Genomic DNA, 26,434 nt, shown 5'->3' with positions numbered 1-26,434 from the left:
GAACTTAACAACCAATGCTTTATACAAAAAATCCCCTTGATCATCAAGGGGATTTACCACTTTATATTATACTTCCTGCCCCATTACAAGCTTCCTAATCCGATTCACTGCCTCCGGAACAGCTACCTTTGCATCCTTATCTCCTTCATACTCTAGAGAAAGCCACATTTCGCTATGATCACGCTTCAGTTTCGAGATGATTTCTGCGAGCTGCACTTCACCATCTCCTGGAATCACGCCGATCCAATACTTCTCACCCAATCCTTTAAAGCCTCGTTCACCATCAGCGGCTGTTCTTTTTCTAAAATCCTTAAAGTGAACATGCGCGATGTCATTCTTTAAATTCTCGTAGGCAGAAAGCGGATCGTCTTCCACCAGTAAAAAGTTTCCCGTATCGAAGGTGGATTTCACAGCAGGGCTTCCCACTTCTGCTAAAATCTCTTTCACTTGACCGCTCTTTCCAGCGAGCAATCCATGGTTCTCGATCGCAAGCACAACGCCTTGTGACTCCGCGTATTTTGCACATTCTTTTAACGAGGAGATGATCCAATCCTTCCCGACTGAATAGTCCATACCTGGTTTGAGGTCACCACAAAATACGCGGACACAATGTGTACCTAGCTGTTTTGCCGTATCCACAGCATCCATCACTTTTTGAATCTCACTCCTTCTTTCTTCAACCGTTTCTTTTACGAAGTCGTTAGATGCATCATAACAGGACACGGTCAAAGATGAATTCTTTAAACACTCAATTACTTCAGGCAGCTCTTCCTCCTTGTTTTTCCAATAAAAATCGAGCAGCTCCACACCCTCTAGATTTAAGGTTTCAGTATGCCGGCAAAAATCCAGAACACTCCACTTTTCCTTTTGAATAACCGAATGAAAACTGTACATACTTACGCTGACCTTCATGAAAAACAGCTCCTTTTATAAAAGTACTTCTTTTCCAAGTCTTGCAGATTCATAGGCACCGCACAGCATCTTCATCACTTCAAGCCCATCTTCAACTGGACTTAATGTGGTTGTTTTTCCTAAACAGCTAGAAACAAAATGTTCAATTTCACTTTGGAAAGCTTCTTCAAATTGAAAATTGAGGTGGTCGATCTGAGGTGTGATTTTAATAATAGTGTCGTGTTTTTCAGTGGTCATAGCGAGCTTCGGTTCCAGTTCGAAACCACCTTTGTCGCCGTACAATTTCACAGCAACCTCATCTTGAACGCCATGAATCGTAAAGCTCACATCCACGTATAATGAGGCTCCGTTTTCGAAACGGATCAGTGCTGTAGCAAGGTCTTCAACAGAATTGAGAGAGGCGTCATAATCAGACGCTTTATAAAATGATAGATTTTGGACATTAGAACGGTCCCCTAACTTGGAGTATGTGTGGCCGCTAACGGAAACAGGCTTCGGTTTACCCATGAGATACCAGCAGATGTCGATCATATGTACACCAAGATCCATGAGCGGACCGCCGCCTGACCGTTCTTTATCTGAGAACCAGCCGCCAGGATTGCCGAGCCGTCTGATGCATGAAGCTTTTGCGTAATAGAGTTCCCCGAAATCTCCGTTATCTAAAAAAGATTTTATGAGTTTAGTATTCTTCGCATAGCGTCTTACAAAACCGACCTGCAGAACTTTCCCGCTCTTCTTCACAGCTTCCTCTACTTGAATCGCTTCTTCCACTGTCGTACATAACGGCTTCTCGACAAGCACATGTTTCCCTGCTTCTAGTGCGGCAATCGCAATCTCTGCGTGTGTGGCGTTCCATGTGCAAATGCTTACCGCATCAACATTTTGATTCGCAAGCAACTCTTGATACGAGGTGTACAGATTAGGAACATCATAGAGTTGTCCGGCAGCTTCTAACCGTTTTTGATTCATATCACAAAAAGCGACTAGCTTGACTTCAGGGTTGTTTACGTAGGGTTTGATGTGCAAATCTGAAATCGACCCTAGACCAATCACGCCTACTTTAAGCATGAATGCATCCCTCCTTTTATTGTAATCTATTCGTCTAGTTTTGGATATTTCCCCCTTTTTCATAAATGAAAAAGAAAAAAACTTCCTATTGCAGGAAGTTTTCTTCAAACACCTTCTTCACTTTTGGCACGAGGTAATGACTGCCGCCTCTTCCTTTTACATCCTCAATCATCATCGAAACAAGAAGTGACGGATTCTCTGTGTTATAAGCGACAAACCAGCCGAGTTCCATACCGTTTTTATCTTCTTTATTTTTTTTGAGTTCAGCTGTTCCGGTTTTTCCGGCTAGAGGCAGTTTTTGCATATACGCCTCATGTGCGGTTCCGTTTGAGCTAGTAACAACTTTAGTTAGGTCGTCTCGAATGATTTTTGCAGTTTCAGGTGAAATCACGTTTTCTTTCCAGATAGTCGCATCCTTTTTAGCTAGATCCAGTTTCGGTGCCAGCAAGTTCCCCTCATTCAAGAAAGGTGTGTAGGAGATGCCTAGATGTAGTGCGCTCATCTCTACTTTTCCTTGGCCGTAACCACTATCGGCTAGCTGGACTTCAGTCATGCCTTTTTCTCCAATCGATGAAGCAGTAAATGGATACCCGACCGGCATTTTTTCTCCTAAACCAAATTCTTTTAGTCCGCTCACAAACTTTTCCTGACCTAGATCAAGTGCTTCTTGCGCAAAGTAAATGTTATCTGAGTAGATGAGCGCTTTTTCCAGGTTCACACTTGGTACTGCACTCACGCGAGTTACGTGATAGTTCCCCCACGACTCACCTTTTCTCCACGTTTTCCCGCTCACCTTCATGACGTCACTTGGATTTAGTGTTCCCTTTTCTATACCGATTGCGGCTGTCAACGGCTTAAGGGTCGAACCTGGTGCATACGTGTAGATAAATCGATTCAACTTTGGTTTTTTCGGATCGTTTTCCAGTTTGTTTTTTGTTTCGTTTGAAATGCCAAGCGTATATTCATTCGGGTTGTAAGACGGGCTATTCACAATAGCCAGTACTTCACCGGTTTTCGGATGAATGGCAGACGATGTCCCTACATCAACTTTAAGCTGGGCATAAATCGAGCGCTGAACATTACTGTTGATCGTCGTTTTCACATCTTCTCCATTTACAACTTCTTTTTCCGCTAGTACTGCTTTCTCTTCCTTTTCTTTCGTTAAAATCTTGATGATCCCACCGGATGTTCCTCTCAGCTGCTCTTCATACACTTGCTCAAGCCCTGCTTTCCCGACCCAGTCTTGTGCAGTGTATCCTTTGCCTTCTAACCTTTTTAGGTCATCGGCGTTCACCTGGCCGATATAGCCGGTTAGGTGCGCCGCCGCTTCCTTTAATGGATATATCCGTGTTTCCTTTTTCGGAGATTTCACGCCCTCTAATGCCACGGCGTCATGTATTTTGAAATTGTCTGTCGCCATTTTTTTAATCGGAACGCCGTAGTGCGGCTTCACCCATGGCTGATCCAGTTTTTTCTGAATTTCTTCCGGTGTCATTCCCAGGATTTCAGCTAAAGGTTCAATCGTTTTGCTCGAATCCTCCGGCAGTTCTTGAGGAACAATCGTCACCTCATAAGCCGTTCCGTTGAACGCCAGCGGATTTCCTTCGCGATCTAAAATCGCACCTCTTTTTGGTGAAAGAGTTGAGGCTGAAATTCGGTCGCCTTCCTCCATTTCAGGAAAGATGTGCGATGTGTTCCATTGCACCTTCCATTCCTCTTTATCCTTGCTTTCCTCAAGCTTCATATTCATCTTATGTGTATATTCAATCGGTCCAGCGAGTGTAACCATCTTAACTGAGTAAGCTAGGCTTGCTTTCTCGCTTTCTTCCTCTTTTTTCTCTTTGGAAGTTTTCGTTTTCACGGCTAGATTATTAGCTTCAATCCCGCTATAGATGTCTTTATAGCGTTTTACAAAGTCTTCTTTGGTGATCTTCTTCTTAGACTCTAAATCTAACATCTCATACATACTCTCAAAATCTTGTTTTTGCCAGGAAGCTACATACTTTTTTAATGCGTCTTCTGGCTTCGGAGGTTCCGAACATGCGGACAATAGCGTAAGACAAAGAATAGCCAACAACATTATTTTGCAAAGATTTTTCAAAACAGATCTCCTTCCATTTAAACATTTGTTTAAGTATAACAAGCGCATGGTAATAAATGTATGATAAACACATGATAAAAAAAACACCTTATGAGTTTTCGTTTACTCATAAAGTGTTTTAGATTAATAGTTTATACGCTTTGATCCAAGGTATCGATCCTGCCAATACGCATAGTTCAAGTTGCTTATCGTTACTCCAGTGCTTGTCCCTGCATGGACAAACTGGTTGTTACCAAGGTAGATTCCTGCGTGAGACGGACCTGTTGTGTATGTTTCAAAGAATAAGAGATCGCCAACTGCAGGTTCACTGACTGAGGATGTTGCATCCCACATCTGTGCGACTGTCCTTGGAAGCTTTACGCCTTCTTTTGCATAAACGTATTGCAAAAATCCACTGCAGTCAAAACCTTGCGGAGTCGTTCCCGCCCATACATAAGGAGTTCCCATCAGTTCAGCAGCGTTCGCGATAACATTGATCGTAATCTGATCAGACGTTTTAGGCGTTTCACTTTTTTGTTTCTCCACTTCTGTCATTTTATCTAAAACGGCTTTCGTTACGATTCCTGTAACCGGCAGCCCGTACGTCTTCTGGAATTTCTCAACACTCTCCTCTGTCACCGCTCCAAAATAATCCGTAATCATCGGGTATGTAAAGAATCCTAGATTTTTCAGGCGTGTTTGAAGCTGTTTTACTTCCGGACCAGTTACACCGAATTTTAATTCTTTCACTGTATTTTGCTGCGGAACGGGTGCTGGTTTAGGTGCTGAGGGTGTTGCCAGTTTTGGCGCAGCAGGCTTCGGCTTAGCAGGCGCCTGCACTGGGTTTTTCTTTACCGCAACTGCTTTCATAATGCGGTCTAATGTCGTCGCATCTGCAACCCCCGTCGCTTTTAGTTTCTGGCTGATTTGAAATTTCCGTACCGCTTCCGTCGTGATCGTTCCATAATAGTCAGTAGTTTTATAATATGTAAAAAACCCAAGAAACTTAAGATCTTGCTGCAGCTTCATGACAGCTCGTCCTGTCGAATGCAGCTTTAAATCTTTTGAAGAAGAAGATGGTGCAACAGTTTGAGCCGGCTGTTTTTTGGGCGGTGCTTCTTGAAAAGATTTCTCTAAAAGCTTTTTGTACGTTTGTTTTCCGACGATCCCATCAACCACAAGGCTGTTCGCTTTTTGAAAATCCATTACTGCTTTTTTCGTTACCGGTCCAAAATAGGTAGTCGTTTGCTGCTCTTTAAAATACCCTTTTTCTTTTAAAAGCGATTGCAGATGTTTTACATCATTATGGTTGATTCCTTGCTTCAAGGTTAGGTCGCCTAAAGCAGCTTCACCAACGAGAGGAACAGCAAAAAAAGCACCAGCAAACGCAGAAGTCATCACTAACCGTTTTACCACTGTGTTATCCATGTTTTCCTCCTTCAAAGTCCCGTTTATTACATATATCGGCAATATTGGATATTTATTTAAACTTAATTTCGACATATAAATAAAAGTTTCCTTCTTGCATGCAGTTCTCTCTAGAAAAATCTTTGGGCGTACGTGATGCGTCATAGGGATAAAGTAAATAGGTGGTGTAATCTGATTTTTGCTCATAGAAAGTCTCTTTTGGTTCATAGACCTGGATTTTTGATCCATAGAATAGTCTTTAACTCATAGAACTCTTACTTTGGTTCATAGAATATATAATTAGACTTATAGAAAAGCGCCTTTGACTCATAGAGCTAACATTTTGGTTCATAGACTTCTATAAAACAAATGAGGAAACAACAGTAAGGGGCATGAAATACCCTTTACTGTTGATCCCTCATTTTTTTAACGGCATTTATTAACTTCTGCTCGGCTGATAGCAGTTCGTTTTTTTCATTTTTTAGTTGGAGTTCTAGCCGAGATATACTTTTTTTCCTCTTTTCTGCTATTTTTACAACATTCTCTGGATTCGGACCACCTTGTATGTTTCGCTTCTTCACAAATTCAATTGGACAAATGATTTTGTTCCACTCTTCCTGACTTAAAGAGTCGTTGCACCATTTACTGATTTCCTTGTTTACAGTTTGTAGTTGTAGTTCGTTTAACTCGAGTTTCTCATGTGAAAATTTTTTTGCGATCGAACTTGCAATCTGATGTGCCATACGAAAAGGAACGTTTTTGTCGCGTGCCAGTTCATCAGCAAGTTCCGTTATTGTGATACAGGAGTTCCTCGCCTGATTAAGCGCTCGTTCTTTATCAACTTCCATTGTCCGAATAACAGCATGCATAAGGCGAATAACGCGGTTTGCTTTTTCATAGCTTCTGTAAAGATGCGGCTGAAGATCATCCTCTGTATCCACGATATCACCGAATGGCGTGTTGTGAATCATCTGAATGGCTGCGAGTGCTTCTCCTGCTGAAGAACTGGCCAGTGAACGTGAGTGCTCGATAGAGACCGGATTTCTTTTTTGCGGCATGATAGAACTGATTTGAACATAAGGATCCGCAACTTTTACTATGTTGTATTCACGAGTTACAAGCTGGAGAAAATCTTGAATCCACCTGCCGCAATTCACCATCATAGAGAGGACTGCAGTTGCGGACTCGACGAGATAATCCGCTCCAGCTATGGCATCATAGGAATTCTCGACAAGTTCACTGAAACCTAGAAGCTCGCACACTCTTTTTCTATTTATGGGAAAGCCGGTTGTAGCTAAAGCAGCCGCACCCATTGGTGATCGGTTTACCGTTTCATATGCGGACCAAAGTCTATGAATGTCTCGGAGTAAAATATCTAAAACCGCAGTTAAGTAGTGGCCGAGTGTTGTTGGCTGTGCGGGCTGAGTGTGGGTGTAGGCAGTTATGACGGTTTCGGCGTGTTCATTAATTTGTTCAAGGAGTGCATCTGCTAACAGTATGGAACTCTGCAAAAGCGTTAGAATATGTTCTCGTAAAACAAGCCGGTACATAGCCACACCCATGTCGTTTCGGCTTCTGGCGATGTGCATTTTCCCAGCGAGGTCCGGTCCGATTAGCTCACTTATTTTGTGTTCCATCATAAAAAATAGATCTTCAAATTGTGGGTCATATTGAAGTGTTTGTGGATCCGTTTGAGATACGGTTTCCACTCCTTGGAGGATGGTTGCTGCCTCTTTTTTATCTAAAATACCTTGTTCGGTCAGCATGACGACATGAGCTCGATGAATGTTAAACATTTGTTTAAAAAGATAGTCTCTTTGGTCGTTAAAAACCGGACGCAACAGGTGATCGACATATGTTTTGCCTGGAAAAGTATTGCCTTCGCTTTTGATGAAGTCATCTTTTGATAGCATGTGTTCACTCCTTATAAAAAGGAAGATTAATTGTAATTAGTGTATGGACTGGATGGATGTTTGGGAACTCGTTGGATTTGAATTATATGATAAAAGGATGATCGGTTTACGGTACGTGTTTTTTTATTTGTTACACGTTCGCTCAAAATAGCTGATCTACGCTCAAAACATACTGATCTTCGCTCAAGAATCTTGAGTATCGCTCAAAATAACTTACTACCGCTCAAAAACTCGCTTGTACGCTCAAAGTGTAGTTCTGGCGACAGAAATATGTACTCCTGACAATGAAAACAGACATACAAAAACCCAAAAGATGCTTCACAACACCTTTTGGGCTTCATTCCCACCTATTTTGCTTCTAAAACTTTAATAAACTCTCTCAAATAATCCGGCAGATCCGGCGGACGGCGGCTTGAAACGAGATGACCGTCAACAACGACGGGTTCATCGATCCATTCGGCACCCGCATTCTCCATGTCATCCTTGATTCCTGGTGTGCTTGTTACTTTCTTGCCATCAAGCACTTTTGCCGAGATCAGCACCCAGCCAGCATGACAGATCTGGCCGATCGGTTTCTTCTCTTGTTCCATGTGCTGAACCATTTCCAATACTTCTGGAAAACGGCGCAGCTTGTCCGGTGCCCAGCCGCCAGGAACTAGGATAGCATCATAATCGGCAGCATTTACATCACCGAACGCGAAATCCGCTTCAGCAGGTACACCATATTTTCCGATGTACGTTTCCCCTGCCTTTTCTCCTGCAAGTTCTACAACAGCACCTTCTTCACGCAACCGAAGAATCGGATACCACAACTCCAGATCCTCAAAGTCATGATGAACGAGACTGATTACTTTTTTACTTTTTAAACGCATGTTTTACAACACCTCCACTACCTATATTTCCTTTTCAGCGTAACATTAATCTTTATTTGAATGATAGTGTGATGGTAGCATATGTATGTATGAGCAGACTGTCTGATAAGAGGAGTATAGGAAATGAGTAAAAGAAAAATAGTGGGAATCGTTTCGTTTGTAGTGGGATTTGTTGCATCGTTTTTAATCGTTCAGTGGATATTGTCATAATGATAAAACCTGGAAATGGGTTTTTAGTGTTTCCGTATGTGATTGTAAGACCCGGTTTTAGGGGGCATTTATGAAGTTTGAAGGATTGCACGTGGGGTTAGTTCTGTTGTTTTAATTGGAATATTTCACGATCCTGCTCAGCAATTTTAAAATCATAATACTTAAGGTCGCTTTTTCTAACCATATTTTCTTCGATGTTTGTCACTCTTACTTTTAAATCTGCTACATCTGCTTTTATTACGTTTACATCATCTCTTAATTCTAGAACACTTTGTTGAAGCTGTACCATTACATCCATCATTTGATCTATTTTCTTTTCCAAATTATTCACCTCCTTTTGGCTATTATACCAAACTGCCAATTCAATTTCTGCTGTTAAAGTTAAACAAATGTTTAAAAAACCACACCATCCCTGATGTGGTTCCTTCCTTATTTCTGCCCGTAAACCTTGAACTTTTCAGTCATGAGCTCCATCTCTTCATCATCTAAAATAACCGGTTCGCCGATACATTTTGTGCGGTAATAAATCTCGCAGCAGAACTCGATTTCCTCAGCGATTGTAAAAGCTGTTGCGATGTTGTTCGCTCCGGATAGGAAGCCGTGGTTAGCGAGCAATACTGCTTTTCTTCCTTCCATCGCGTGAAATGCATTCTCGGCCAACTCTTCTGTTCCGAAGCTTGCATATTCCGCACATCGAACATTTTTCCCAGCATGTGCGACAAGATAGGAAACAGCCGGCAGATCCCAGCGCATGGATGAGATTGTCGTTGCGAACGGTGAATGCGTGTGAACGACCGCATTGATGTCATCTCTTCTTTTATAAAAAATCGAATGCATGGAAAGTTCACTTGATGGCTTCAAGCTGCCTTCCACTATTTCACCATCTAAATTCACAACCACTACATCTGCTGGCTTCATCACATCATAGTCGATTCCGCTCGGACTGATCGCAATCAGCTGCTTTTCACGATTAAAAATACTAACGTTCCCGCCTGTTCCTTTTGTCAGTCCGCGTTTGATCATTTGCTGGCAGTAGTGAACCACTTGTTCCCGCTCATTTTGTAATAACATCTGGTGCTCCTTTAAACAGTTTTTGCAGATTTTCTTCATATGGTGCTTCAACGATTCCTTTTTCCGTAACGATCGCAGTCACGAACTCGTTTGGCGTCACATCAAAAGCTGGATTGTAAACCTTCACGCCTTTTGGTGCTGTGTAGACGCCGAATCGGTTCGTTATTTCTTCCTCTTCGCGCTCTTCAATCGGAATCTCTTTTCCTGTTGGCGTTCTAAGGTCGATCGTTGGTGTAGGAGCCGCCACATAGAACGGAATGCCGAAGTTTTTCGCTAAGATCGCTACACCCATCGTTCCAATCTTATTCGCTACATCGCCGTTCGCCGCCACTCGGTCACAACCTACGATCACAGCTTGTACCTTCCCCTGTGACATGACCATCGCCGCCATGTTGTCGGTAATCACCGTAACATCGATTCCCGCACGCTGAAGTTCAAGCGCGGTGAGGGTTGACCCTTGCAATCGCGGTCTTGTTTCATCAGCGTAAACCTTGATGTCCCAGCCTTTTTCTTTTGCAAGATACATAGGAGACGTCGCCGTTCCATATTTAGTCGTTGCAAGAGCTCCCGCGTTGCAATGAGTTAAAATCCCCATACCATCAGATAAAAGCGTTAAGAGATTTTCACCAATCATACGGTTGATTTCTTCGTCTTCCTTATGGATGGCGATGGCTTCCTGGAGCAAAGCTTTCTTAATTTCAGCAACAGGACTCAATGACAAAGCTTTCTTAATTTCAGCAACAGGACTCAATGACATTGACTTCGCCTTTCCCTCCATTCGCTCCAATGCCCAGAAAAGGTTAACCGCCGTAGGCCTTGAAGTCGCGAGGTAATCGGACTTCTCTTTTAAATAAGAAAAGAACGTTTCAAAAGAGTCCTCTGGCGCATCCATCACACCCAGGTATAGTCCGTAAGCTGCAGACACGCCAATCGCTGGTGCACCGCGAACTTTCATCGTCACGATCGCGTCCCATACGCTCTCTATCGTTTTATAAGAATCATATCTCACTTCATTCGGAAGCGTCGTCTGGTCTAGCAAAACCAGCGCGTCATCCTTCCACTGAATCGGTATTAGCTGTTCTGACATTTACATCACCTTTAAGCCTTTCACCATTTTTTCCGCTTCTTTAAATGCAACAACGAAATCTTTTCCTTCAGTAAATTGAGAACGCTGCTTCATGAAACGGATCGCTGCTGTTAAACAAATCCGCTCGGCTTCGATACGTTTATTTGAGTCTAAAATAGACGAAATATCCTTCACCTTTGCTAGTCCAATGATCCTGCGAGTCAGCTCCAGTCCCGTAACGGCTGCCGTATCAGCAAGTACCTCATCCAGATACCACTCTTTAAAGCCAGCTTGTTTCGCTGTTAGTTCCGTTACTTCCTGGTCCCATTTATACGAGAATTTTTCTTTAAATTGGTCAACAACCTCTTCAATTGTTTTTTCGATCCATTCCGTAAAATTTTTATTTTCGTTTGCGTTGCCGTTCGCCCAAGCAAAGAACAGGTTCGCAATCACGTTTCCGACGTCATATCCCATAGGTCCGTAGAACGCAAACTCCGGATCGATCACTTTTGTACGATCATTTTTTATAAAAATTGAACCGGTGTGAAGGTCGCCATGAAGCAGCGCCTGAGCGTTGTTCATAAAACTGAACTTCAGCTTTGCCGTTTCTAATTTTAAGTCTTCATCGTCATAAATGGTAGACTTAATCCACTCTTCGTTACCAGGAGTCAATTCATTTCGATTGTTATTGTCGTAAAAAGGTTCTGTGTACACGAGATCCTCTGTAATCTCACAAAGTTCTGTGTTGATATACTGCTTCACGAGTTCCTTTTTTGCTTTATGTTCCATAACAACATCAGAAGTCAGAAGCAGGTTGTTCACCATAAACGTTGTAATGTGGTCTGCAAAAGCTGGGAACGTTTCGTGGTTTAGGAGTGCCGTTCGCATGATCGTATAATCCGAAAGATCCTCCATCGCACAGCTGCTCATCACATCATCAAACAACAAGACAGTCGGCACCAATCCAGGTGACAGCTTGTCCTGCAGCAAGAGGACGTTGGATTCGATTCTGATCCGGTCTGTCGAAAGCTTGAACTCATCTGAAATTCGTGCAGTGTGACCCGCTTGTTTGATGATTACAGAATCACCGTGCTTTTCATCAACCACGCGGAAAACATAATTTAAGTTACCGTCTCCGATCTCTTTACACGTCAACTCAGCATCTTCTCTAAAGATTGTGAGCTTCTCTTTTACATAATCTATGACATCATCTGTGTTCATTAAAAAATAGCTAGAAAAACGCGACATTCAGCTTCCCCCTCTATTCTACGCACTTAAAAAGTAAGCGCTTACACTATTATTATCAAGATATAGCGAGTGAGAGTCAATGATTAAGAGAAACAAGTGTGGTATAAATAAAGAAAATCGAGTAGAGGAGTGAAAGCCGTGGGAAAATGCATGATTGATCATACGTTAGAAGATGTGAAAGGAAAACTAGCTGACCAAACTCCTTTTATGCCAGAAGAGTTGATCGCTAGAGTAAGTGATTCTTTGACAGAAGAAGCAGATCAGGAGTTCTTAAACGATGTCTTTCATCTATTGAAGAAGTACGATCTTGCGGATGAAACAGAAAGAGAAGAACGAAATGAAAAATTGAATGATTTAGTAAAATAAGAAAACCCGGCGCCCCTGTCCGGGTTTTTATCTGTTCTAATTTGGTTTCACGGTTCCCAGCATAGCCCACAAACTCGGTTCCACACCTTCCATTTCTGCTTTTGAAGGGATATGAAGCGAGAAGTAAAACAATTCTCCTTCTACTTCCTTCACAAGATACATCACCACATCGTACTCTTCGCTGGTACCCTTAACGAAAAACTTCGCATCATGAAAGTAAGGGAAGTAAATGTCGGTTGCTGGTAACTCTTTCGCATTTCCGGTTTGTTCCTCGGCTTTTTTCAATGATTCTTCTTTCAAGCTATCGATTTCCGCTGATTCATCAAGCTTTTCTACTATGGCATATAAAGATGGATCGTTTGCAAACGAAATCTTTCCAGTCGTCTCGTTCTCTTTTTCAAAATTGTAAAGGTCAAGCATATAAAAGTGGTAGCCGTTAGAGCTTTGCTGTAGTTCAGCAGGTCGCTGTTCTTTCATCCCCTCGATTTCTAATTCAATATTTTTAGTTAGTGGAAGGTTTGATTCTGGCTGGCCCTCTTGCTCCTTATTGTTTTCTTTTTCTTTTATTTTAGTAGGTGGTGTTTGAGGTTTTACTGTTTCCTTTTCACCGCTGGAACATGCAGTTAAAGAGAAAATAAGTGTAAATAAGATTCCATACTTAAGGATTCTCTTCATCAACTCATCCCCTTTTCCAATATATCTATTCCTTCTTTTTCTTACATCAAATCCTTTAAAAAACATGACTTTACACTTTATGAAACACCTATAATGTTATGCCTGAAAAGTCATCCCAGTTTATTTTTAAGCATTTAAGATATATAAAAACGTCATTTGGTGAATCGTTTCGATTTTCCGTTGACTCTTAAAATGAAAGCGCTTATAATTCATAGTAACAGAATTGTCGAAACGTTTCGATTGCCGGTTACGTATATATAATGAAAAAACTCTCTGGAGGGACTTATTCATGCTTAAGCAAAACGTACAACATTTGATTGACGAAATGACATTGGATGAAAAGATCGGCCAACTGATTCAGTTAGCTACACCTTTTTTCAAAGGTTCATCTGATCAGGGATTCATTACTGGGCCAATGCAGGAAATGGGAATCACTGATGAAAATGTCCGAAATACTGGCTCCGTGCTCGGAGGATCTGGAGCAAAAGAAACAAGAAATATTCAGAAGGCTCATCTAAAGGAGAACCGCCTCGGCATTCCTCTTTTAATGATGGCTGACATCGTCCATGGGTTTAAAACCATCTTCCCCGTTCCGCTTGCGATCGGCTGTTCTTGGGATATGGAACTCGCTGAAAAAAGTGCTGAGATCGCGGCGAAAGAGGCTTCCGTTTCTGGGGTTCATGTCACGTTTGCCCCGATGGTCGATCTAGTTCGTGATCCTCGCTGGGGCCGAGTGATGGAATCTACAGGTGAAGATTCTTTCCTGAACAGCGAATTTGCACGCGCGTTTGTTCGGGGGTTCCAGGGGTCAGATTTAACGAACGATAAAGACCGGGTTGCAGCTTGTGTGAAGCACTTTGCAGCATATGGCGCTCCAGAAGGCGGACGCGATTACAATACGGTAAACATGTCAGAGCGCCAGCTTCGTGAATCATACCTTCCAGCTTATAAAGCAGCTCTAGATGAAGGCTGCGAGATGGTTATGACTGCTTTTAACACGGTCGATGGTATTCCTGCTACTGCGAACAAAAAGCTGATGCGTGAACTGCTTCGTGATGAGTGGGGCTTTAACGGTGTCATCATCTCCGACTGGGGTGCTGTGAAAGAACAGCTGCCGCACGGTGTAGCGGAAGATGAAGCGGAAGCGGCGTACAAAGCGCTTCAAGCCGGCGTTGATATTGAGATGATGACCACTTGTTATATCGACCATGTAAAAGAGCTCGTGGAAAGCGGAGCATTACCAGAATCGCTTGTCGATGAGTCGGTTGAACGGATTTTAACGCTTAAACAGAAACTCGGTCTCTTTGAAGATCCATACCGCGGAGCAGATGAGAAACGTGCAGCTGAAGTTATTTTATGTGAAGAACACCGCCAATCAGCTCGTGAACTGGCAGCCAAATCATGTGTTCTTTTGAAAAATGAAAATGTACTGCCGTTAAAACCGGAACAAAAGATCGCATTGATCGGTCCGTTTGCAGAAAGCGGCGATCTGATGGGACCTTGGTCATGGCAAGGAGCTCATGATGACGTTGTAAAAGTGGATGCTGGATTGCGTACAAAATTAGCAGATCCTTCCCTTCTTTCTATTGCTGCCGGCTGTGATGTTGAAACCGTCACACCTGAACAGTTGAAGAAAGCAGTGGATACAGCGAAAGATGCTGATGTGGTTGTGCTGGCGCTTGGGGAAGCCTCTTTCATGAGCGGTGAAGCTGGCTGCCGTGCAGATATCCGACTGCCAGAACCACAGCTTCAATTAATTCAGGAGATCAAGAAACTTGGAAAACCAACTGTTGCAGTACTGTTTAACGGCCGTCCGCTCGACCTGCATGGTGTCGTGGAACATGTCGATGCGGTGCTGGAAGCTTGGTATCCAGGTACAGAAGGCGGCGCTGCAATTGCCGACCTATTGTTCGGAGATGTGAATCCGTCTGGACGTTTATCGATGTCGATGCCGTTCTCAGTCGGACAGGTTCCTGTGTACTATAATCATTTTAATACTGGCCGTCCGCAGCCGACTCCTGATAACAAAGAGCGCTACCTGTCGCATTATCTCGATATTCCGAACGAGCCGTTATTCCCATTCGGATTCGGATTGAGCTATACCGAATTTAAATATGATGATGTGAAATTATCTGGTGATACGTTAACCGAGGACGGAAAGCTGACTGCTTCTGTAACCGTAACGAACACTGGGGATCGAGCTGGAGAAGAGCTTGTCCAATTGTACATTCGCGATATCGCCGGCGAAGTCGTACGTCCGGTAAAAGAATTGAAGGGTTATAAAAAGATTGCTCTTGAAGCTGGCGAGGCAACAAAGGTGACGTTTGAGATCACAGAAGAAATGCTTCGCTATCATCACGAAAACCTGGAGTTTAAGAGCGATGCAGGCAAGTTTACCGCGTTTATTGGAAAAAACAGCTATGACGTTACGGAAATTCCTTTTAGATTAGTGAAATAAAGAGAAAGAGGACTGTTCAGTGGAGCAGTCCTCTCTTTTTTACATTTTCACGGTACGTGTTTCTTTTTTTATTACACGTTCACGCAAAAAAGGGTTAGTTTCACGCGGAATCTAAAGATTTTCACGCAAGAAGTTACATGTTTCACGCGCAAAGAGGCAGGTTCCACGCACAAATAGCTTCGTTTCACGCACAATTCTAATTCCACATAAAAACGGACCTCAAAATTGTCTCCGAGATCCGCATTTTTTTACTTATCTACATATAACACGCAAAAGGTCATACATTTTTTGCGTGTTTTTCGCTTTTATAGTCCAACACAGACAGTCATTACTAGCACCATTTAAATTTACTTTCCATAAAAGTACTCACAAGAATAGATTCGATCCTTCCCATTAGAAACTTCGGCGTAAAGAAAATCAGTACCATCCTCATTTACATGAAAAACTTGTGTATCAATGGGTAACTTAGAAGCATACAAATCAATGTTTTTATATAATTTACCTTTGAATTTCCTTTGTATTTTTCTATCTAACTCATTTTTATCAATACGGTTATCTTCCCTCTCAAATTTGCATACCTTGCCTGAAGCAGGTTCGAGGATAAAATCTTTATATTCTTTTAACAACTTTTGTCCTTCTTTTAGTATCTTTTTAGTTGTTGCATTTTCCATCTTTTCTAGTTGTATAGCCCCTTGAGCTTTAGGATCTTCTGTCACAATTCCACATCCAGAAAACACGAGCAAAGAGACGAGCACTATATATTTTCTTAACATTCCCTGCACCCCAGTTATGTACATCCATAAATTATTTTCTACTCCTTTATTCCCCTCCTAATGTATTTCTCCTCTTTTTGATAAAAGTAAAAAAGCATATCCACTCAATAATGGATATGCTCTAAAAAATACTATTCTTTTAACCTAGTAAAACACGGAGCTGATCATCCACTTTCGCATGTTTCTTGCTTTTAACAAGCGTTAATTCTTGGGATTCTTCCACTTCATAATCTTCACTCGGCAAAATTTCCGCACCATTTTCAAACGCGATAACATCCTTTGCTTGAGTTAAGCGAAAATCAATACTTCCTTCATACACTGCTTCAATTTCAGCCGTTGAATAAGCTATTTTCACATTTCCCAACGATAGATTCATAGGAAGCATGACACCGTCTTTGCTTTGAAGAAGGATCTTCCTTCCTTCAAACAGCACATCTTCACCATCAGTAACCGTAAATTCTTTATCAAAACCATCCAGGTTCAAAAGATGAATAAAACGCTCGCCTTCACGATTAGATGTGGATGTCATAAAGATACCATGATGCTTGAAGTCATGCGTTAGCTGAGCGGTTGCACCTAATCTCTCGAGTGCTTTCTTAAAGAAAGGCAGATCACAGCGATATGCTCCAGCTACAACGATAGCGCGTCCACTGCCAACCTCAGACTCAAAGCCACATATGTCATCTGATCCATACACGCGCAAAATCGGGGTTACACTTTCTCCAACCTCAAATCCTTGCGCAAAGTAAGAGCGAATTTCAGGCTGCCCTTCAGCCCATCCATCTCCATAGATGGATAGATAGTGACGGTGACTGTCCCGGCTATAACTCTTGTATTTTACATTAAGAGCATCAGCAAGAATTATACAGTCCTTTCCTTCCATATCAAAAAGAGGAACCTCGCCATATAGAAGAATTTTACCGCCATCTTGGAGATAGTTTACTAATTTTTCTTGAATTCCTCTGTCCATATAACGAGCAGATGGAAGTGCCAGTACTGGCGTCTTCTCTTTCAAAAGCGGCTTGTTCTGGATATCAATCGCTGTAAACCGGTATCCGTTCAAAAGCATCGCACGACCCATGATCTCCCATGCACCAGATCCGCGGTTCGCCTCAATGTTGGAGAGGATCTCACGCATTACTTCACTGCCCGGATATCGGTATTCTGTCATATAATAATCCGGGATAAAAGCAAACGACACATCGTCACGGTCTTCGTCCATGGCAGCCAGCTTATCACCTACCGCCATCACACTCTGATTCACACGTGACATGCGCGGAAACGTATAGTTATAGTCTCCTTCTGGACCGATTGGCGCTGCAAATCCGTGACGTTCACCGGTTGATGCGATCCTATCGTTTCCGTCATCCACCAAAGAATCCAGCCGAGCATTTTTCCCGCCGGAAAACAGATAATAGTTGATCAACCGGTTTCCTTGAGCAAGACACATGCGCAATTTGAAATCGGCAGCCGATGGATCGTAACGCTCACCTAGCGTCTCTCCAAAGTTTCCGTCGCCACAGTTAAATTCGACAGACGTTAACGGCTGATCGTCATTATGAACAGCATCCATAAAGCCATTAATAATATAAAGGTCCTGGAACGTCTTCATATCCAGATCACCAAAATAGATATCAGAACCCGAGATATAACCTGGTGCCTGTGTATAAGATTCATAGAGCTGACTGATACCGATTGGATACGTCAGCCCGCGACCGCCACCTGTCCCATGGATATTCACAACAAACGGGATTTCCTTTACACCAAATTCTTCCGCATATTCCCGGAGTATCGCAATGTATTTGGCAAAACGGTACCGCATGTAATACCCGAGATCTTTTAAAAGCTGTGCCGAGTATTCTTCCTTCGGCGAACGAATCGCATCATTCCGTTCAGCACTCTCTTTTAAAGAGAACGGATAGCGAGACTTAACATCCTCACCATAACGCTCGCCTACCCAGCGGGAAAAACCATTCAACAAGTTATCTGTCAGATCAGGCGTATTGCTCACCCACGATAGCATCCCTACTTCGTTATCGAGCTGGAACGCGATAATCTTGCCACCGTTCGGATATAACCTTGGAGTAATCACTTCCATTACTTTTTCATAATACTTGCGAACTTCCTTTAAAAAGCCTGGAGCTAGATAATCAACCGTCGGCGTTGTTGCTTCACTTCCGTCCCAGCCTATCGGGATAATCTCAGGATGTTTTTCGTATACCCAATAAGGGAGGCCTTCGTTCTTCATCTCAGCCATGATAAAAGGACCTGGACGAACAAAGAAATAAAAGCCGTTCTCGGTACAAAGGTCGATAAAGCCGGCAAGGTCAGTCTCAGGACGCGTTTTCCCGGTAAAATCAAACTGTCCTTCAACAGGCTCATGCCAAAGCCAAGGCACATAAGTCGCCACGGAGTTGCATCCTGTTTCTTTTAGCTTGTCCAACCGGTCTTGCCATTCACTTTTATCCACACGGTAATAGTGGATTTCACCGCACGTGATCAATACCGGCTTTCCGTCAATGATGATCTGTTTGTTCTTGATCTCAATCATTTTACTGTGCTCTCTTCTTTCTTTTTCCAGCCTAGAAGGTCAGCACCGCTTTTCACATATTTGTTTTTCATAAAAAGATCCCACACTAAACCAGTTTGATAGTTTTCAATCATGAGTAGTGTAATACCTTTGTCGATTCCGATGACGTGATCCGAGTACCAAGGCGGACTAACATCAAGGTTGTAAGAATCCCAGAATCCATACTCTCCCCAAAGCTGAGGATGTTCTTCATAAAAATAATTCATCGCGGCAATCGATTCATCAGGCGTGAACGCGATAGAGCCCGCTGCTCCAGTCGGGGCGATCGTACCCTCAAGCTCTGGTTCACACCCTTCATAATAAGGAGGAGCACCCGGCACACGATAACCGGTCGGGCTCGCACAAGCGGTTAAGCCCCAAGAATTTTCATGATACGTCTTAAATTCACTCGACTTTTCTTTGCAGAAGGCACGGTTCGCTAGAGTCGCTTTTACCGAATTCTCGAACCAGTCTATTCCATCACCATCTACAATTCCTCTAAAATCCACGAACGCATGTGAATATTGATGAACGAAAAGCGCGTTTCCTGGCGCGTGAATGTATTCGTACTCTTTGTACTTGCCTTTACTGCGCTTAAAGCCTTCATAGATCTTCGCAGGAACCGGATGTGTAGGTGATGCCACACCAAGTACGTACATCATCATCTGCTCCGCGTACATGTCCCAGTGGTGGAAGCCTCCTCTTTCGGGAGTGTAGCCCATATAAAACTGGTTCACTGCCTCATCGTAATAAACGTTCCAATCCACCCGCGCATAGATTTTTTCAAAAAGCTCTTTGATTTCTCCGCCAAAATATTCAGCAGATGTAACAGCTCCGCATAAGAAGATCGCTGTATCGATGATCGACGCACAATCATACCATTCCTCGTTCTTCTTACCTGTCTGCATGTTTAAAAAGTGATAAAAGAATCCGCTCGCATGCTCCACGTTGTTCAAGTATGTTTCAAGTGTTCCTTTTGTGCGTTCATAGCCTTCCTCACGTGTAATCCAGCCGCGCTCGATTCCGATAATGATCGCCGTCAATCCAAATCCGTTGGATGCGATGCTTGCCACTTTCTTATTCGCTGACTGATCCAAAATCAATCCATAACCAGGACTATTTTTATCAGCGTTTGCTTCTTTCCAGAAAAAATCAAAACAGCCTTTCGCTTCTAAATCCAAAAGTTTTTGCGTATCCATCTTTATTCCCCTCTCTATCTATTGAGTGAGTTTTAATAAAATTTATCTTCATTATTGAAAAATGTGGTGAGAGAATCCTATGGGACGAGCGAGAAAGTCTAGTGATCGAAAGCGGCTCGTTGTTTCACGGTACGTCTCTTATATTCTGTTACACGTTCGCGCAAAAAACGCCGAGTTTCACGCACACTACCCCTAGTTTCACGCCAAATTGTCTTAGTTCCACGCAAATCACCCCTAGTTTCACGCGAAATGCTCCTCGTTTCACGCAATCTGCCTATTCTTACATAGGAAAACAGATCAGAAATCACGGAACTCCATGGAAAGCGAGGAACCCAAAGCGGATTAAGCTCCCTACTACTCTATTTGCTTAATTTATACAAAAAATTTCTACTTTCAAACGTTTTTTGCAAAGTATCTGTATGGGTAAATTGAACCAGTACTTATCCTTACTCCCCAGTAATCCCGGAACGATCCACACCCTCAACAAACCATCGTTGCGTGATGAAATATACGATCAAAAGAGGAAGAATGGAAAGCACAGTCCCAGCCATCTTAATTCCCTCATTGAGCTGGTTGCCCCCGCTCACACCCATCTCGGCCGGGAACATCTTCTGGTACGTCGCCACGAATTTTTGTAGCTGAAGCGGCAGGGTCGTCAACGCGTCCCCGAAATAGATCGCCGCCAAATACGTTTCGTTCCAATACCACACGAACGAGAACAAAAACGAGATGATGATCGCCGGCAGCGCCATCGGAAGCGCGATCGTAAAGAAGATTCGGAAATGCCCTGCTCCATCCAGTTGCGCCGCTTCTTCCAAAGCTTTTGGAACTGCTCTAAAAAACTGATAAAAAATCAGGATAAAAATCGCACTGTTCAAGCCTTGCCCAAAGGTTGCCGGCAGCAAGAACGCGGATAGACTTCCTAAGATGTTCAGCTCATTAAAGAAGATGTATCTTGGGATGAGCGTTACTTGGGGTGGAATAATAAATGTCGCAAGAACGAGTACAAAGATGATTTTTTTCCCTTTGAAATCAAAGCGTGCTAGCCCGTAGCCAACAACCGCTGCAACCGCTGTTTGAGCTAATGCAGGTAACACCGTAACGTAAAGCGTTTCCATTAAAGTAGAGAAAAAATCCATCACTTTATTCGCTTGTTCATAATTTCCTGTATAAAACTGAGTGGGAATCCAGTTCACGAGCGGATTTAACAAATCATCTAAACTCTTAAAACTGTATACACCCATATAGAGAAGCGGATATAAATACACGAATCCGATTCCGATTAAGAGTCCGTAGATCAAGAGTTTGAAAAGAAGACCGTCCGTCCCTTGCATGCCCAAAAACATTCGTTTCGTTTTAAAATAATATTTGTTTAAATGCTGTGTTTTTGTTTGCACCCTGATCACATCCTCTTAGGTGTAATTTTTCTTTCTTTTTAACGTCATCGCACCAACCGAAATGGCCAGAGCTGCCGCGATGATAAGAAAGTAGATCCAGGACAGTGCTGATGCATAACCATAGCCTGTGTCTACTTTAAACATGTTCTTCTGTATATGTTCGATGATCGGATTCAAAGAAAAAACAGAATACGTGACGATCGTATAGATCAAATTCACGACGATCATCGGCACAAGGCTAGGCAGTGTAATCTTCCAAAAGAACTCCCAGTTGCTTGCCCCATCGATCTTCGCCGCCTCAAAGATCTGCTTGTCCATCTTCTGAAGAGCGGCAAGAAAGATCAAAATCTGAACACCGGAGTACCAAAGAATGACGATTAAGTTTTTGATCAAATACAGCAAAATTCCGTTAAAAAAACCTTCCGGGTTATCATTTAACGACTGGTAGATCGCGTACTGCTCAATGGAGGGAATCGTCGTGATCCCTTGATCGATCAGTTCTTTGATTACCGGTCCGCTCGCGATGATAACGGGCAGAAAGAAAATCGTCCTGAACACACCGCGAAATTTTACCTTTTGGTTTAAGAGAAGCGCGATAATCAAGGAAAAAACAATAATGATCGGGACAGAGATCACCATTTCTTGCAGGTAAGTCTGCACCTTATCCAAAAACGTACCATCTACTGTAAAGGCATATTCATAGTTTCCAAATTTCACAAATTTCGTTTTAATACCATCAGTCGTGATCTTGACTTGCTGAAAGCTCAAAAACAGCGAGTATAAAAGAGGAAAAGCCGTAAAGATGAGAAAGCCGATAATCCAAGGTGAAACAAAGAGCAGCCCTGTGATGTTTCTGTTATTCCTCAGCCTTTTCATCTGCTTCTCCTCCTTCTGTTACAGCAAAATCTTTCGCATCTACTTCTATGCCATTTTTTTTATACGCATTGTTTGTGTAATTGACGATAATGACTTTCCCATTTGAATACCCTACTTCCACGACTCCAGTCTGAGGTATCGTACGGCTTACGATCTCCTGGCCTTCCACCTGACCTAGACTCTTTTCTACCTGTTTGTACTGAGCGATGATCTTGTCTTTCCATATGGAATACTCAGACGTGTAGATATGCTTGGATGCTGTTTTTGCCAGTAAGTGAGATGGCTCTTCTGTTAAAAGGAATGAAGGATATGCTCCATACTCAATCATGCGCAGCATCTGATCTTCTGTGTCTGAGTTAAAATTCGAGAAAGGCGCATAATACGGCATGTACCCTTTAAGAACGATCTGCATGAACGGTACTGTGTCAGTTTCAAACACGTAGTTGGACGAATTCATCGGAACATCCAAATACCGATCTGTCTCGCTCCATAAATACGTGTTCGGCTCATACAGCGCCACGTTTTCAACTTGCTTTTCCAACGTTCTGAACAGTTCTTTATACGTCTTGATCGTCTGGCTGCGCTCTGACGATTTTTTCGTGCTGAAATCGGAAAACAGCGTGTAGCCGCTCGTATCAATCGCAACATTTGAGATTCCAAGCTCTTTGTATTCTTTACTTTCATCCTTTGCGGCAAGTAAAGCTTTTTCAGGCGATAAGTAAAAAACCGTCTTTTTATCCTCACTATGTGAGATCGTCTCGGAACTGATCTTCTTCGCTACATCTTTACTGCCCGAATAGCCTGAAGCACCATCATAGGCTTTTGTATAATCGGTGTAAAAATAAGTCAAAATGTTATCTTTTTGAAGAGCTTTGATCGTATCTTTTACTTCGTCTTCATCACCGAGGTTGTTTTCAAACGGAAACTTGTTTGGCAGGGTTCCTGTCATTCCGCCCTTTGACCACCCTTTATAAACGACAAACATGTTCTCAACTTCTTGCTTAAGTTCGTCTGTCATTCTAGGAATGTCCGTAATCTTTGTCATCGGCAGAACAGAGTCCCATAGGAGTCCTTCTTTTACTTCTCCTCCAAGAAACTCAAGTCTTACTCCTGTTTGGTCTTCCTTTTTTTCCAGCTGTTTCGTGTCTGTCAGATGGTTCTGGTAAGCCTTCGCCATCCCGACATAGTCCGCTTCACCTTCTTGAAGGAACTTGTATCTTAGCTTTACACCGAACGGATTCTTTGATTTTTGGTATAAGGTTAAGCCTTTCATGTTCTTACTCGTCGGCTGATAGTATTCTTTTCTAAAATGGTACTCGGAAGCGATCCAGTTGAAGTCGGTTGAAACACCGGATGGATAAGCTAAAATATCGCCATGAGTGTATCCCTCTTCGATGACGGCTAAAAAGGCATTCTGCTTTACGCCATGAACAGCACCAAAAACAGGCATCTTAATCTGTTCAGCAGGTGTAACTTTTGTGTCCTTCTTCGTTTCTGTTTTTTTGAACGCTTCGTCTGTCCCATAAATAGTGCCTGTAAACGGAGCATCTGCCTTGCTGCTGCTCTTTTCATAGCGGATCAGGGCGCCGCTTCCATCCGGAATGAACATATACCCGTTAATGTCGTTTTCGTTCACCGCACCTAAGAACGGATAGACGCGCATTGAGATGAGCTTTGTATACTTGCTTTCTTTGATCTCTTCTTCAGGAATGGAAACAACAACATCGCTACCGTCAAGTTCCACCTTCACTTCAAACTCAAGCTTGGACTGGTTCAAATAAAGAGAAGCTGTAAATCCATTGTCCGTCATCTTCACTCTTGGACGGGAATCGTTCGTTGTAATACTTTCTGTTCTTACCTTTCCTCGCCGGTCCATGTAGTCGACAGTGATTGCAGATTGTGCCATCTGTTCCCACGTTTTGTTCAGACGGTATTGATCGGGTTGATCAAGTCCTGAATTCCAGACGTAATTCGTCTTTTTGTTTTGAATCTTAATGGCCAAGTTTTCTTCATTCACATATAAAGCAAGACTTTCGTTTTCCGCGGCTTTCTCAAAACCCACGAACGAATTCTTTTGCTGAACAGCCTTTGCGTCTTTCTTTTCAGGCTTCGTGAACGAAGAAGACGTATATTTCATCAGATTTTGGCCCGTTTTGGATATAACAGGAGGCTGATCTGTATTTTTCTTATCATCTTGTGCCGCTAGAACCGTGATGGGTACAAGCAATAATACAAGTGCAAGCATGATTTTTTTATACACGTAAAACAGCCTCCTTTATGATGGAATAAACGAAATCGTACACTTGGTCGATCAGTACGAATACGATGAACACGACCAGAAGCATGATCACCATGCCAAACAGCGTAACGAAAATGTTTCGTACTGTATCAGAAAATGTATAGTTGTGAATTTCTTTAATCATAATGAACAGGATGATCAGGCACCATGCGTAAATGATGCGAATCGAGAACACATACACAAACGCTTCGTTGTACGTGAGAACGTTTGACAGAAGCGTGATCGGTATACTGAACACAAGGAACGGTGCCAGCGAATAGATGGTTCCGATATAGATATCCTTAAATCTTCCTTCTCCGTCATTAATCGTACTGACTAGATAGTTTACGATAATAAAAAGACTGAGAGGAACGACAAGGAGCAGAAGTTCTCCGAGCAAAGTTGCTTCCGTTCCAACCGTGTTGTAGATGAATCCGGTGTAAAACCGGCTGTAAATATATTCAGCGATCAGGACTATATAAAGGATGGTTGCTGATACCACCGATGCATAGTTCTTGCGTTTCAAATAATAGAAGCTGTCGATCGGATGTCTGAAGAATTGAAACAGAAAGAGCAGTTCCCCGATCAGTTTCTGTTTTTTCACGGCTCTCAAACTGCTGCGCGGCTTGTCGAGGATGCCATTTCTTTTATCAACAGCCTTCAAGACATAGAATAGGACGATCAGGATGATTACGATAAACAATACAGTCTCCAGATTTTCCTGCATCCACGCATGGCGGACTTCCCAGAATGAATCGGAATAACCGTACACATCGTTAGCAAACTTGTATTCTTCTAATGCTTTTTCATAGTCTTGCTGTTTATAGTAGGCAGAGCCCATAGCGGAATGCGCCAGTCCGAAAGAGGAGTTCATCTCCAGAACAGATTCCCAATACTTTTGACTTTGTACATAACGCCCCTCTTTAAAGAGTGCGATTCCTTTATGTACTTGATTCGAAAAGGCCGTTGATTCAAAGACTTGGATCAGTCCGCGTTCTTTATCGGTCACATACAGTCTGCCGTCAGGATCGATGGTGATGCCGGTAGGCTGTTTAAATAATCCAAGCCGGTTCGTACCATCGTCTTTCCCTCCAAAGATGAATAATAGATTCCCAAAGCTGTCATATTCATAGATTTCGCCTGAGCTCGATACGACAAACATGTTCCCGTCAGCATCAACCGCGATATCCTGCAGTGATTTTTCTTCTGAAATATCTTCAAACAGCATGTTCTTTCCTGCAACATTCAGCTTTTTTATAACCTCGTTCGTCGTTCCTTCTGTGACGGAATACACGAGTCCCTGGTCATCAAGCGCAATGTTATCCGGTGCAGGCGGTGTTTTCATGAACATTCTTGCTTTTTTGCTCTCAGACGTTAGTAGCTTTTGCACGAATGAGCCGAACGAAGCCTCTGTGCTGTTAACCCCGTAATAACCAAGGAACGAACCTTCGTTGCTGAGCTGAATCATCCCGTTCGTAGATCCTTCACTGATCACATAGATGTTGCCGCGTCTGTCGACGGCCACTTTTTGCGGTTTAAAAGATGATTTTTTACCGAAAAGCGGAGAATCTGGTTTTCCAAATTCCGCTTCTACTTTTCCATCACGACCAAAGCGGAAGACCTTCTCTTCTTCATAATCCGCAACATAGATCTTTTCTTTATCGTCCACATAGACGCCAGTCGGTGATTTTAAAATGCCTTTTCCGATCTCCCCGACTCTGTTTCCGTTCTTGTCAGCTACAAGAATGGTTTTCGTGCCTGAATCAGCCACATACAGGTTTCCTTTTGTGTCGGAGAAGATATCTTCAGGATTCGTAATCCCGGCATCCGGCATGAGTGTGCTTACCGGCATATAGGCGGTCTGTGTTTCGATCGTCTGTCCATCCGCCGATAATGTCTCTGTCTTATAAGGGACAGAAGCAGAAGCGATCGACTGGAGCGGAACGAGCAAAAATACCAATAATGCTGCAAGTTGTAATGTACGCTTCATTTCTCC

The 26,434-nt window shown here is 42.8% G+C and carries 20 protein-coding genes; 2 read left to right on the top strand and 18 right to left on the bottom strand.

Annotated elements, in window-relative coordinates; genetic code table 11:
• Positions 1-66: 66 nt before the first annotated feature.
• The 10 genes from EV282_RS02765 to mtnK form a co-directional block, all read right to left on the bottom strand.
• Positions 67-912 (bottom strand): sugar phosphate isomerase/epimerase family protein, encoded by an 846-nt coding sequence (locus tag EV282_RS02765; protein ID WP_130293596.1) that lies wholly within the window; start codon positions 910-912, stop codon positions 67-69.
• A 15-nt stretch (positions 913-927) separates the two neighbouring features.
• A complete protein-coding gene (locus tag EV282_RS02760; protein ID WP_130293594.1) occupies positions 928-1,980 on the bottom strand; it encodes a Gfo/Idh/MocA family protein in 1,053 nt (350 codons plus the stop codon).
• Positions 1,981-2,065: 85 nt separating this feature from the next.
• Positions 2,066-4,081: a penicillin-binding transpeptidase domain-containing protein gene (locus EV282_RS02755; RefSeq protein WP_165389331.1), complete on the bottom strand. Its 2,016-nt coding sequence runs from the start codon at positions 4,079-4,081 to the stop codon at positions 2,066-2,068.
• A 123-nt stretch (positions 4,082-4,204) separates the two neighbouring features.
• On the bottom strand, positions 4,205-5,488 hold the full coding sequence (locus EV282_RS02750; RefSeq protein ID WP_130293590.1) for a peptidoglycan-binding protein: 1,284 nt from the start codon (positions 5,486-5,488) through the stop codon (positions 4,205-4,207).
• 383 nt (positions 5,489-5,871) lie between these two features.
• Positions 5,872-7,380, bottom strand: coding sequence for an argininosuccinate lyase (argH, locus tag EV282_RS02745; RefSeq protein WP_130293588.1), 1,509 nt, complete (start codon positions 7,378-7,380; stop codon positions 5,872-5,874).
• Positions 7,381-7,727: 347 nt separating this feature from the next.
• Positions 7,728-8,252 (bottom strand): type 1 glutamine amidotransferase domain-containing protein, encoded by a 525-nt coding sequence (locus EV282_RS02740; RefSeq protein ID WP_130293586.1) that lies wholly within the window; start codon positions 8,250-8,252, stop codon positions 7,728-7,730.
• Positions 8,253-8,559: 307 nt separating this feature from the next.
• Positions 8,560-8,784, bottom strand: a complete 225-nt coding sequence (locus EV282_RS02735) for a hypothetical protein (protein ID WP_130293584.1) — start codon at positions 8,782-8,784, stop codon at positions 8,560-8,562.
• Positions 8,785-8,891: 107 nt separating this feature from the next.
• The gene (locus tag EV282_RS02730) at positions 8,892-9,533 is read right to left on the bottom strand and encodes an L-fuculose-phosphate aldolase (RefSeq protein ID WP_130293582.1); all 642 of its coding nucleotides are present in this window, start codon (positions 9,531-9,533) and stop codon (positions 8,892-8,894) included.
• On the bottom strand, positions 9,517-10,620 hold the full coding sequence (mtnA, locus tag EV282_RS02725; RefSeq protein ID WP_130293580.1) for an S-methyl-5-thioribose-1-phosphate isomerase: 1,104 nt from the start codon (positions 10,618-10,620) through the stop codon (positions 9,517-9,519). Before mtnA ends, EV282_RS02730 begins: the two co-directional genes overlap by 17 nt.
• Positions 10,621-11,847, bottom strand: coding sequence for an S-methyl-5-thioribose kinase (gene mtnK / locus EV282_RS02720; protein WP_130293578.1), 1,227 nt, complete (start codon positions 11,845-11,847; stop codon positions 10,621-10,623). It abuts the gene before it with no gap.
• Positions 11,848-11,985: 138 nt separating this feature from the next.
• Between mtnK and EV282_RS02715 the strand changes: the two genes are divergently transcribed.
• Complete coding sequence (locus EV282_RS02715) at positions 11,986-12,213, top strand: 50S ribosomal protein L7ae (protein ID WP_130293576.1); 228 nt, start codon at positions 11,986-11,988, stop codon at positions 12,211-12,213.
• A gap of 36 nt (positions 12,214-12,249) precedes the next feature.
• Here the strand turns inward: EV282_RS02715 and EV282_RS02710 are convergent, their stop codons facing one another.
• Positions 12,250-12,888: a hypothetical protein gene (locus tag EV282_RS02710; RefSeq protein WP_130293575.1), complete on the bottom strand. Its 639-nt coding sequence runs from the start codon at positions 12,886-12,888 to the stop codon at positions 12,250-12,252.
• Positions 12,889-13,177: 289 nt separating this feature from the next.
• Between EV282_RS02710 and bglX the strand changes: the two genes are divergently transcribed.
• A complete protein-coding gene (bglX, locus tag EV282_RS02705) occupies positions 13,178-15,346 on the top strand; it encodes a beta-glucosidase BglX (RefSeq protein WP_130293573.1) in 2,169 nt (722 codons plus the stop codon).
• A gap of 347 nt (positions 15,347-15,693) precedes the next feature.
• On the opposite strand, the gene EV282_RS02700 is transcribed toward bglX, so the two are convergent.
• The 7 genes from EV282_RS02700 to EV282_RS02670 all read right to left on the bottom strand — a co-directional run bounded on the left by EV282_RS02700 (position 15,694) and on the right by EV282_RS02670 (position 26,428).
• Complete coding sequence (locus tag EV282_RS02700; protein WP_130293571.1) at positions 15,694-16,062, bottom strand: hypothetical protein; 369 nt, start codon at positions 16,060-16,062, stop codon at positions 15,694-15,696.
• Positions 16,063-16,258: 196 nt separating this feature from the next.
• Positions 16,259-18,670 (bottom strand): beta-galactosidase, encoded by a 2,412-nt coding sequence (locus EV282_RS02695; RefSeq protein ID WP_130293569.1) that lies wholly within the window; start codon positions 18,668-18,670, stop codon positions 16,259-16,261.
• The gene (locus tag EV282_RS02690) at positions 18,667-19,887 is read right to left on the bottom strand and encodes a glucoamylase family protein (protein WP_130293567.1); all 1,221 of its coding nucleotides are present in this window, start codon (positions 19,885-19,887) and stop codon (positions 18,667-18,669) included. Before EV282_RS02690 ends, EV282_RS02695 begins: the two co-directional genes overlap by 4 nt.
• Positions 19,888-20,333: 446 nt before the next feature.
• Positions 20,334-21,284 carry a carbohydrate ABC transporter permease gene (locus tag EV282_RS02685; protein WP_242611811.1) on the bottom strand — a complete coding sequence of 317 codons (951 nt, stop codon included), beginning with the start codon at positions 21,282-21,284 and terminating at the stop codon, positions 20,334-20,336.
• Positions 21,285-21,299: 15 nt separating this feature from the next.
• Entirely contained in the window at positions 21,300-22,160 is an 861-nt protein-coding gene (locus EV282_RS02680; RefSeq protein WP_130293565.1) for a carbohydrate ABC transporter permease, read from the bottom strand.
• The gene (locus tag EV282_RS02675) at positions 22,141-24,420 is read right to left on the bottom strand and encodes a DUF5696 domain-containing protein (protein WP_130293563.1); all 2,280 of its coding nucleotides are present in this window, start codon (positions 24,418-24,420) and stop codon (positions 22,141-22,143) included. The genes EV282_RS02680 and EV282_RS02675 overlap by 20 nt, the downstream gene beginning before the upstream one ends.
• Complete coding sequence (locus EV282_RS02670) at positions 24,413-26,428, bottom strand: YIP1 family protein (RefSeq protein ID WP_130293561.1); 2,016 nt, start codon at positions 26,426-26,428, stop codon at positions 24,413-24,415. Before EV282_RS02670 ends, EV282_RS02675 begins: the two co-directional genes overlap by 8 nt.
• Between the last annotated feature and the right edge of the window lie 6 nt (positions 26,429-26,434).

The organism is Fictibacillus sp. BK138 (genome assembly GCF_004216955.1).
Lineage (GTDB): Bacteria > Bacillota > Bacilli > Bacillales > Fictibacillaceae > Fictibacillus.
This window is presented reverse-complemented; position numbering and strand designations above follow the sequence as displayed.

What these genes read in the sequence shown, in the direction of transcription:
- EV282_RS02710 (WP_130293575.1), bottom strand. Translation starts at nt 12,888, where the DNA reads ATGAAGAGAATCCTTAAGTATGGAATCTTATTTACACTTATTTTCTCT.
- mtnK (WP_130293578.1), bottom strand. Translation starts at nt 11,847, where the DNA reads ATGTCGCGTTTTTCTAGCTATTTTTTAATGAACACAGATGATGTCATA.
- EV282_RS02750 (WP_130293590.1), bottom strand. Translation starts at nt 5,488, where the DNA reads ATGGATAACACAGTGGTAAAACGGTTAGTGATGACTTCTGCGTTTGCT.
- EV282_RS02730 (WP_130293582.1), bottom strand. Translation starts at nt 9,533, where the DNA reads ATGTTATTACAAAATGAGCGGGAACAAGTGGTTCACTACTGCCAGCAA.
- mtnA (WP_130293580.1), bottom strand. Translation starts at nt 10,620, where the DNA reads ATGTCAGAACAGCTAATACCGATTCAGTGGAAGGATGACGCGCTGGTT.
- EV282_RS02695 (WP_130293569.1), bottom strand. Translation starts at nt 18,670, where the DNA reads ATGATTGAGATCAAGAACAAACAGATCATCATTGACGGAAAGCCGGTA.
- bglX (WP_130293573.1), top strand. Translation starts at nt 13,178, where the DNA reads ATGCTTAAGCAAAACGTACAACATTTGATTGACGAAATGACATTGGAT.
- EV282_RS02690 (WP_130293567.1), bottom strand. Translation starts at nt 19,887, where the DNA reads ATGGATACGCAAAAACTTTTGGATTTAGAAGCGAAAGGCTGTTTTGAT.
- EV282_RS02765 (WP_130293596.1), bottom strand. Translation starts at nt 912, where the DNA reads ATGAAGGTCAGCGTAAGTATGTACAGTTTTCATTCGGTTATTCAAAAG.
- argH (WP_130293588.1), bottom strand. Translation starts at nt 7,380, where the DNA reads ATGCTATCAAAAGATGACTTCATCAAAAGCGAAGGCAATACTTTTCCA.
- EV282_RS02760 (WP_130293594.1), bottom strand. Translation starts at nt 1,980, where the DNA reads ATGCTTAAAGTAGGCGTGATTGGTCTAGGGTCGATTTCAGATTTGCAC.
- EV282_RS02740 (WP_130293586.1), bottom strand. Translation starts at nt 8,252, where the DNA reads ATGCGTTTAAAAAGTAAAAAAGTAATCAGTCTCGTTCATCATGACTTT.
- EV282_RS02680 (WP_130293565.1), bottom strand. Translation starts at nt 22,160, where the DNA reads ATGAAAAGGCTGAGGAATAACAGAAACATCACAGGGCTGCTCTTTGTT.
- EV282_RS02670 (WP_130293561.1), bottom strand. Translation starts at nt 26,428, where the DNA reads ATGAAGCGTACATTACAACTTGCAGCATTATTGGTATTTTTGCTCGTT.